We start from the raw sequence: 9,000 nt of genomic DNA, 5'->3' as shown, positions 1-9,000 counted from the left end.
GTACGATTTTTTTTAGTAAATTTTGCATGATAGTTTTTGTTTAAAGGTTACTTATTTGGTTTATTCAAATTTCAGAATTTTACCTTTTTTATCTCTTATACTATTTTACTTTTAATTTATATCATTTGCACATTTGTGGTTTTTATAGTACAAAATCATAAATCAGTATTAAAAAAGTACTTTTACTAATTCATTTTTTTTTATTCTGTTATCTTTGCCACTTCAAATAGATATATGAAATTCGATTTATTACAAAAAGACCCAAATTCTAAAGCCAGAGCAGGAACAATAACTACCGATCACGGAGTTATAGAAACCCCAATATTTATGCCTGTAGGAACTGTTGCCTCTGTTAAAGGTGTGCATCAGCGCGAATTGAAAGACGATATTAATCCAGATATTATTCTAGGAAATACCTATCATTTGTACTTACGTCCGCAAACAGAGATTCTTGAAAAAGCTGGCGGATTGCATAAATTCATGAATTGGGATAGAAATATTCTTACCGATTCTGGTGGGTATCAAGTGTATTCGCTCTCTGCAAATAGGAAAATTAAAGAAGAAGGAGTGAAGTTTAAATCGCACATTGATGGTTCGTATCACTTTTTTACACCCGAAAATGTAATGGAAATTCAGCGTACCATTGGTGCCGATATCATCATGGCATTTGACGAATGTACACCCTATCCATGTGATTACAGATATGCGCAACGTTCGATGAAAATGACGCACCGTTGGTTGGACAGATGCATCAATCATTTGGATAAATTACCTTTTAAATATGGTTATGAGCAAACGTTCTTTCCAATTGTTCAAGGAAGTACTTATAAAGATTTGCGTCAGCAATCGGCCGAATATATTGCTAATTCTAATCAACAAGGAAATGCCATTGGCGGACTTTCTGTAGGTGAACCAGCCGAAGAAATGTATGCTATGACAGAAGTTGTTTGTGAAATTCTTCCAGAAGACAAACCAAGATATTTAATGGGCGTTGGAACTCCAATAAATATTTTAGAAAATATTGCTTTAGGAATTGATATGTTCGACTGCGTAATGCCAACACGAAATGCCAGAAACGGAATGCTTTTCACAGCAAACGGAACGATAAACATTAAAAATAAAAAATGGGAAGCCGATTTCTCTCCAGTAGATGAAATGGGAATCACATTTGTAGATACCGAATATACCAAAGCGTATCTTCGTCATCTTTTTGCATCCAACGAATATTTAGGAAAGCAAATTGCAACCATTCACAATCTAGGTTTCTATATGTGGTTGGTTCGTGAAGCAAGAAAACATATCTTAGCAGGAGATTTTAGAACTTGGAAAGATATGATGGTGAAAAATATGAGCCAAAGACTTTAACTGTTTATTGTTTGTAGTTAACTATAAACCATAAACCATAAACTTAATGAATGCTAACAATATTAGATAAGTACATTTTAAAGCGCTATTTAGCCACATTTTCAGTGATGTTGTTGATGTTTATTCCTATTGGAATCATTATCGACGTATCTGAAAAAGTGAATAAAATGATTGCTAATAAAGTTCCAATTAAGGAAATTGCAGTCTATTATTTCGATTTTACAATCTATTTTGCCAATTTACTTTTTCCAATATTTCTGTTTTTATCGATTATCTGGTTTACTTCAAAGTTGGCTAATAATACCGAAATTATCGCTATTTTAAGTTCCGGAATTTCATTCTCTCGTTTTTTAAGACCTTATATTATTGGTGCGACTGCAGTTTCTTTATTTGCTTTGCTGATGGGTTTCTTCTTAGTTCCAAGTGCAAGTGCTGGATTTAAAAATTTCAGGTACATGTATTTAAATAATTCTGGTGTGAGCGGAATGAGAGACAATTCAGATGTTTACAGACAAATTAGCGATAATGAATACATTTATGTTAGTAATTTCAATAATGTTTCTAAAGTTGCTTTTAATTTCTCTTTAGAAAAATTTAAAGACGGTAAGTTAGAATACAAAATAAATGCTTCTCGACTAAAATGGAATCCAAAAGATAGTACTTACACGATGTTCAATTACAAAAAAAGAACAATAGGTTTGCTAGATGATACTTTTGAAACAGCTGAAAAAAAAGAAGCAAAATTCAACTTTGATTTAGATGATTTAACGCCGGTAGTTTTCATTGCAGAAACACTTTCTTATGGAGATTTAACCAGTTTTATTGATAAAGAACGCAAACGTGGATCCTCAAATATTAATACCTATTTAGTAGTACTTTACAAAAAATACAGTATTCCGGTTGCAGCTTTTATTCTTACAATCATTGCTGTTTCGGTTTCTTCAATGAAACGTCGTGGCGGAATGGGTTCTAATTTAGCGATAGGAATTCTACTAGCATTTTCATTCGTTTTCCTCGATAAAATATTTGGCGTTTTAGCCGAAAAATCATCGTTCCCACCAATTATTGCTGTTTGGATTCCGAATATTGTTTTTGGAATTTTAGCAATTTATCTTCTTAGAAATGCTAAGCGATAATACCAAAAGTTATTTACACCTTCATTTGATTGTTTTCATTTGGGGTTTTACCGCAATTCTGGGCGCTTTAATTACTCTCGAAGCCATGCCATTAGTGTGGTTTCGAATGTTATTTGCTGTGTTTTTTATTCTCATTTACATCAAATGGAAGCAAATACCAATAAAAGTTCCCAAGAAAGTAATTCTGAAATTTCTCGTCGCCGGATTAATAATTGCACTGCATTGGTTTACATTCTTCAGAGCAATTAAGGTTTCAAATGTCTCAATAACTTTAGCTTGTCTATCAACAGGTGCTTTTTTTACCTCAATAATAGAACCAATTTTCTTTAAAAAGAAGATGGTTTGGTACGAAATATTTTTCGGATTAATTGTTGTTTTCGGACTCACAATCATCTTTAATGTAGAAGGTAAATACGTTGAAGGAATTGCTTTGGCATTGACTTCTGCTTTTCTTTCGGCTTCATTTGCAGTTATAAATAGTAAGTTTGTGCAACAATATGATGCCACGGTAATTTCTTTTTATGAACTTTCTGGTGGTGTACTTTTCTTCTCCGTTTTTCTGCTTTTCTTAGGAAGTTTCAATGCTGAATTCTTTAAATTATCATTAGAAGATTTTATCTATTTGATGGTGTTGAGTTCGGTTTGTACTGCTTATGCTTTTATTGCATCAACTGCAGTTATGAAGTTCTTAAGTCCTTATACTGTGATGCTTACTATAAATCTTGAGCCTATTTACGGAATCATTCTAGCCGTTTTATGGTTTAAGGATAAAGAACAAATGAGTCCAGAATTTTATATCGGCGCAGTGATAATCTTAATTACAGTAATCATAAACGGAATCATAAAAAGCAGAGCAAAAGCAACTTAGCTAATGTTTAAAACTTATAATACGAAATTGCTTTTACAGACGATTTAAAATTTTATCTTTGTAATTCGAATTTTAATTAAAACGAACAAATCCTATGGAATATTTAGATTTTGAACTTCCTATTAAAGAATTGGAAGACCAGTTGGACAAATGTCAAATAATTGGTCAAGAATCTGATGTTGATGTTACCAATACGTGTAAACAAATTCAGAAAAAATTAGACGAAACTAAGAAGAATATATACAAAAATTTAACGGCTTGGCAACGTGTTCAATTATCACGTCATCCTAATAGACCTTATACTTTAGAACATATTACAACTATAACAAAGGGAACTTTTTTAGAGCTTTTTGGAGATAGAAATTTTAAGGATGATAAAGCCATGATTGGCGGATTGGGTCGCATTGATGGTCAGTCGTTTATGCTAATTGGTCAGCAAAAAGGTGTCAATACCAAAATGCGCCAACTTAGAAATTTTGGTATGGCTAATCCAGAAGGTTATAGAAAAGCATTGCGCTTGATGAAAATGGCCGAAAAATTCAATATTCCTGTTGTAACTTTTATCGATACTCCAGGTGCATATCCAGGATTAGAGGCTGAAGAAAGAGGACAAGGTGAAGCAATTGCCAGAAATATTTTTGAAATGTGTCGTCTTAAAGTGCCAATTATTTGTGTAATTGTTGGTGAAGGTGCTTCTGGTGGAGCATTAGGAATTGGTGTTGGAGATCGCGTTTTAATGATGGAAAACACTTGGTATTCTGTAATTTCACCCGAATCATGTTCGTCAATTCTTTGGAAAAGTTGGGAATATAAGGAACAAGCTGCAGATGCATTAAAATTGACTTCTGCCGATATGAAAAGACAAAAGTTAGTAGACGATATTATTCCAGAACCACTTGGTGGCGCTCATTATGATAAAGAAACTACTTTCAAAACAGTTGAGCAATATATTATGAAAGCTTATAACGAATTAAAAGATTTATCAACAACTGACTTAGTTGCACAGAGAATGGATAAATACAGCAATATGGGCGAATATAAAGAGTAAAATCTTACAAATTTATCTAAAATCCGAAGCCCTTTAGTTTCGGATTTTTTTTTACTTGTTAACAAAAAATCTTTAGTTATAAACATACACGTGTAATAACTAAACTCACTAAAAATTAAAGAAATAGTTACTTTCGCTTAATGGAAAATCTCAGAAATATAAACCCAATAAAAGTAGATAAAACTACAATCATAAATCTTGAAAAAGGAAAGCTACCACCACAAGCATTAGACCTTGAGGAAGCAGTCCTTGGTGCCATGATGATTGATAAAAAAGGAGTTGATGAGGTTATTGACATCCTTCAATCCGAAGCTTTTTATAAAGATGCACACAAACATATTTTTGAAGCCATTTTTCAGTTATTCACAGATTCTCAGCCTATTGACTTATTAACAGTTTCATCGCAGTTAAAGAAGAATGCAAAGCTAGACTTGGCTGGAGGCGATTTTTATCTAATTCAGCTTACGCAAAAGATATCTTCATCGGCACATATCGAATTTCACTCACGTATCATTTTACAGAAATTTATCCAAAGAAGTTTGATTAGAATTTCATCAGAAATCATCGAAGAATCGTATGATGAAACTACTGACGTATTTGATTTATTAGATAAAGCCGAATCTAAATTATACGAAGTTACTCAAGGAAATATTAAACGAAGTTCAGAAACTGCTCAAAGTTTAGTAATTCAAGCCAAAAAACGAATTGAAGAAATTGCTAATAAAGAAGGTTTATCTGGAATTGCAACTGGTTTTGAAAAATTAGATAAAGTTACTTCGGGTTGGCAACCTTCCGATTTGATTATTATTGCGGCTAGACCAGGTATGGGTAAGACAGCATTCGTACTTTCGATGGCTCGTAATATGGCGATAGATTTTGGTCATCCTGTAGCATTGTTTTCTCTTGAGATGTCTTCAGTTCAGTTAATTACACGTTTAATATCTTCAGAAACTGGTTTGTCTTCTGAAAAATTAAGAACTGGTAAGTTAGAAAAACACGAATGGGAACAACTTTCTGTGAAAGTAAAAGATTTAGAAAAAGCGCCTTTATATATTGATGATACTCCATCGTTATCAATTTTCGATTTACGTGCCAAAGCAAGACGTTTAGCATCGCAACACGGAATAAAAATGATTATTGTAGATTACCTTCAATTGATGACCGCTGGAGGAAACGGTAAAGGTGGCGGAAATCGTGAGCAAGAAATTTCTACAATTTCTAGAAACTTAAAAGCATTAGCTAAAGAACTTGAAGTTCCGGTTATTGCACTTTCTCAATTATCTCGTGCTGTAGAAACGCGTGGTTCTAGTAAAAGACCTTTGCTTTCTGACCTTCGTGAATCGGGTGCGATTGAGCAAGATGCCGATATTGTATCGTTTATCTATCGTCCAGAATATTATAAAATTGATGAGTGGGACGATGATGAGCAATCTCCAACTGCAGGTCAAGCCGAATTTATAATTGCAAAGCACAGAAACGGTTCATTAGAAAATATTCGATTAAAATTCATCGGAAATCTTGGTAAGTTTGATAATCTTGAAGAATATGGTGGCGGTTTTGACGATTTACCATCTAAAATGAATTTAGGAGATGACAATCCTTTTTTTACAAAAAACCTTCCATCACCAAATGAAGCTTTTGGAAGTAGTTCCAACTCCAATGATGACGATAGTGATGTTCCTTTTTAAAAATATAAAATCCCAAGAAATTGGGATTTTTTTTTTAGTATAAAAACACGTAGTTTTACGTGGTTGTATGTCTCAATAATACTTTAAATTTACCGCAAATATTTACAGGTTCAAACTAGATGAGAGATTTTCAACTTAGCGAGTCACAAATAATTGAAATAATAGAAGTTATTTTTACAGCTTGTTTATGCTTTGCATTTTTAATAATACTGATCTTTCATTATTATAGAAACAAATATTTAACCCTAACCAAATAACAAACCATGTCACAAAACACAATTACTTTAGCACAAGCTCAGCAATGGGCTAAAAATTGGCGAGACAATCCAAACCCAAGTGTTATTGCTTTTTTAATTCCAGAAGTTGATCTTACCCAAGTTATTGCAGAAAAAGAAACAGTTAACGTTAGAACTTATTTAGGTATTGATGATGAAAATAACTGTAAATTAATGATTGTTGGTGTTGATGAAAGTGGTAATGATTTAATTGACGATGCTAAAGGTCAGTACATTTATGATATGTCTTCTGCTTGTAAACCTGATTGTGATGTCAATAGTCCGTTATTTAATATTTAATAAATAAAGATGTTTTATATATTAAGAACTATTTCATTCATACTATTAATGTTAAATTTTATACTTTTTCTTTCTCAATTTAAAAAAGAAAATAAATCGTATAAAATTTATGCCATTTATTTAGGCGCGATGCTTTTAAATGAAATTTTAATAAGGGTAGTTGTAATTTATGGATATCAAAATTTGATTTTTTCGCACACTTATTTTACGGGACAATTTATTCTATTAAGTTTATTTTATTTACAGTTACTGAAAGAAAATTATCAGAAGAAGATTGTAAAATTTAATTTGTTTTTTATTCCATCTATTTTAGTAGTAAATTTTTTAATTTTCCCAGAGCAATTACACGAGTTTTGTATGATTGAAATACTGTTAACTTCACTAGCTATTATAAGTTATAGTACTATTTATTTTTACAATATGTTGTCTAATAAAAAAGAGTTTTATTTAATAAATTGTGGAATTCTAATCTACTTATTTGGAAGTACAGTTACTTTTTTACCAAGAAATTTGCATATTACTTATGGTAAAAGTTTTGATACGGTATTAAGTACATTAAACATAGTGTTGTACATAGTATATCTAGTTTTTATTTTTTTAGAATGGCGACAAATTAAAACAAGAAGTAAAGGATGAGAAAAATTATCGGCACCATTGAAGGTAATAGCGTTGACATTTATGTTGTTGTAGGATATTTATTCATTGCGTTCTTGTTAATGGCTGGAGTTTTAATTTTGTTTTTTTATTTTTCAAGAAAAAAAATTATTCAAAAGGAAATCGAAAAGAAAAATCTAGAAATTAACCATCAAAAAGAACTTTTACGATCAGTAATTCTTACTCAGGAAGCCGAAAGAAAACGTATTGCTCAAGACCTACATGACGATATTAGTTCAAAATTAAACGTAGTTTCTTTAAATACACATCTTTTAAAAACTCCAAATTTATCAGATGATGAAATTCAAGAAATAACCGATAATATTACTGGATTGACTCAAAAAGCTTTAGAAAGTTCTAGAAGAATTGCACACGATTTATTACCACCAGTTTTAGAAAAGTTCGGATTAAATGCCGGAATTGAAGAGCTTATTGTTGAAGTCACTAGTAGCAAATTGGTAAAAGTGAATTATGAAAATAAATTAAAATTTCAATTTGAAGATACCGAGCGTCATTTGCATATTTTTAGAGTACTTCAAGAATTATTGAATAATTCGATGAGGCATGGTAAAGCAACCGAAGTTTCAATAAAATTTGATACAATCAATAATGTAGAAACTTGTACTTACAGCGACAACGGAAAAGGTTTTAATGCATCCAATAGAGAATCTCAAAGAGGATTAGGAATGAAAAACATTGAAAGTAGAATTAGTTTTTTAAACGGAACATTTTCAATGACTTCTAAAGTTAATGAAGGTGTAAAAGTAATTTTCACATTTTAGATATGAGTAAAACTATAAAAATTATATTGGCAGACGACGAGGAATTATTCCGAAAAGGAATCTATTTTCTCTTGCAACGTGAAAAAAATATCGAAATTGTCTTTGAAGCTTCCAACGGAAATGAAGTTATTGAGTACTTAAAAAAGACAGACAGTTACCCAGATATTATTTTGATGGATTTAAAAATGCCATTCGTTAGCGGAATTGATGCCACAAAAATCATCCATAAAGAATTTCCTGTCGTAAAAATTATTGCATTAACGAGTTACAATACCAAAGCATTTATTGCCAATATGATTAATGTTGGTGCGTCGTCTTATTTAGTAAAAAGTGCGACTCCAAAGGAAATGATTGAAACCATAAATAAAGTTGCACAAAAAGGATTTTACTATAATGAAGCCGTTTTGCAAGTTATTCAAGATGATATTATTGCGACTGACAAAAGTATGATCAATTTATTCGATCAAGAATATCTTACCGTTAGAGAAAAAGAGGTTTTGGAGCTGATCTGTATGCAATTTAGTACACATGAAATTGCCGAAAAATTAAGTATAAGTTCACGAACGGTAGAAGGACATCGAAATAATTTACTATTAAAAACCGAATCCAAGAACATCGCAGGTTTAGTAGTATACGCTATTCAAAAGAAAGTAGTTGTTTTAGATACCTTTTAAAGCAACTAGGATATTGTTGAAAAAACAAAAAAGATGTAAAGAATTGTATTAAAATTCTTTACATCTTTTTTTTATCAATTTAATAGGTTGTAGTTTTAACTAAAAATAAAATTTAATGATAATATCAAATACACAACTATCATTATTACAAATAGTGATAAACCTACTTTTTTTAATAAATTCATACTTTTAAAAGAGTTATTCATTTCA

Annotated in this window: 9 protein-coding genes; all 9 read left to right on the top strand. The window is 31.2% G+C overall.

Features of this window, described 5'->3' with window-relative positions:
- The first annotated feature begins 234 nt into the window (after positions 1-234).
- The 9 genes from tgt to DIU01_RS08515 all read left to right on the top strand — a co-directional run bounded on the left by tgt (position 235) and on the right by DIU01_RS08515 (position 8,790).
- Positions 235-1,365 (top strand): tRNA guanosine(34) transglycosylase Tgt, encoded by a 1,131-nt coding sequence (gene tgt, locus DIU01_RS08555; protein ID WP_290833494.1) that lies wholly within the window; start codon positions 235-237, stop codon positions 1,363-1,365.
- 50 nt (positions 1,366-1,415) lie between these two features.
- Positions 1,416-2,501: an LptF/LptG family permease gene (locus DIU01_RS08550; RefSeq protein WP_290833492.1), complete on the top strand. Its 1,086-nt coding sequence runs from the start codon at positions 1,416-1,418 to the stop codon at positions 2,499-2,501.
- Positions 2,488-3,369 (top strand): DMT family transporter, encoded by an 882-nt coding sequence (locus DIU01_RS08545; RefSeq protein WP_290833490.1) that lies wholly within the window; start codon positions 2,488-2,490, stop codon positions 3,367-3,369. The genes DIU01_RS08550 and DIU01_RS08545 overlap by 14 nt, the downstream gene beginning before the upstream one ends.
- Positions 3,370-3,463: 94 nt before the next feature.
- Positions 3,464-4,417, top strand: coding sequence for an acetyl-CoA carboxylase carboxyltransferase subunit alpha (locus DIU01_RS08540; RefSeq protein ID WP_290833488.1), 954 nt, complete (start codon positions 3,464-3,466; stop codon positions 4,415-4,417).
- A gap of 140 nt (positions 4,418-4,557) precedes the next feature.
- Complete coding sequence (gene dnaB / locus DIU01_RS08535; RefSeq protein WP_290833486.1) at positions 4,558-6,105, top strand: replicative DNA helicase; 1,548 nt, start codon at positions 4,558-4,560, stop codon at positions 6,103-6,105.
- Between the two features lie 263 nt (positions 6,106-6,368).
- Positions 6,369-6,680, top strand: coding sequence for a hypothetical protein (locus DIU01_RS08530; protein WP_290833485.1), 312 nt, complete (start codon positions 6,369-6,371; stop codon positions 6,678-6,680).
- Positions 6,681-6,728: 48 nt separating this feature from the next.
- On the top strand, positions 6,729-7,316 hold the full coding sequence (locus tag DIU01_RS08525) for a hypothetical protein (protein WP_290833483.1): 588 nt from the start codon (positions 6,729-6,731) through the stop codon (positions 7,314-7,316).
- A complete protein-coding gene (locus tag DIU01_RS08520; protein ID WP_290833481.1) occupies positions 7,313-8,116 on the top strand; it encodes a histidine kinase in 804 nt (267 codons plus the stop codon). The genes DIU01_RS08525 and DIU01_RS08520 overlap by 4 nt, the downstream gene beginning before the upstream one ends.
- A gap of 2 nt (positions 8,117-8,118) precedes the next feature.
- On the top strand, positions 8,119-8,790 hold the full coding sequence (locus DIU01_RS08515; RefSeq protein WP_290833479.1) for a response regulator transcription factor: 672 nt from the start codon (positions 8,119-8,121) through the stop codon (positions 8,788-8,790).
- Positions 8,791-9,000: the final 210 nt, after the last annotated feature.

The organism is Flavobacterium sp. (assembly GCF_003525665.1).
In the GTDB taxonomy this organism is placed as follows: Bacteria; Bacteroidota; Bacteroidia; order Flavobacteriales; family Flavobacteriaceae; genus Flavobacterium.
This window is presented reverse-complemented; position numbering and strand designations above follow the sequence as displayed.

Bases quoted from the DNA above. Each gene is read 5' to 3' on its own strand.
- tgt (WP_290833494.1), top strand. From the start codon at position 235: ATGAAATTCGATTTATTACAAAAAGACCCAAATTCTAAAGCCAGAGCA.
- DIU01_RS08550 (WP_290833492.1), top strand. From the start codon at position 1,416: ATGCTAACAATATTAGATAAGTACATTTTAAAGCGCTATTTAGCCACA.
- DIU01_RS08545 (WP_290833490.1), top strand. From the start codon at position 2,488: ATGCTAAGCGATAATACCAAAAGTTATTTACACCTTCATTTGATTGTT.
- DIU01_RS08540 (WP_290833488.1), top strand. From the start codon at position 3,464: ATGGAATATTTAGATTTTGAACTTCCTATTAAAGAATTGGAAGACCAG.
- dnaB (WP_290833486.1), top strand. From the start codon at position 4,558: ATGGAAAATCTCAGAAATATAAACCCAATAAAAGTAGATAAAACTACA.
- DIU01_RS08530 (WP_290833485.1), top strand. From the start codon at position 6,369: ATGTCACAAAACACAATTACTTTAGCACAAGCTCAGCAATGGGCTAAA.
- DIU01_RS08525 (WP_290833483.1), top strand. From the start codon at position 6,729: ATGTTAAATTTTATACTTTTTCTTTCTCAATTTAAAAAAGAAAATAAA.
- DIU01_RS08520 (WP_290833481.1), top strand. From the start codon at position 7,313: ATGAGAAAAATTATCGGCACCATTGAAGGTAATAGCGTTGACATTTAT.
- DIU01_RS08515 (WP_290833479.1), top strand. From the start codon at position 8,119: ATGAGTAAAACTATAAAAATTATATTGGCAGACGACGAGGAATTATTC.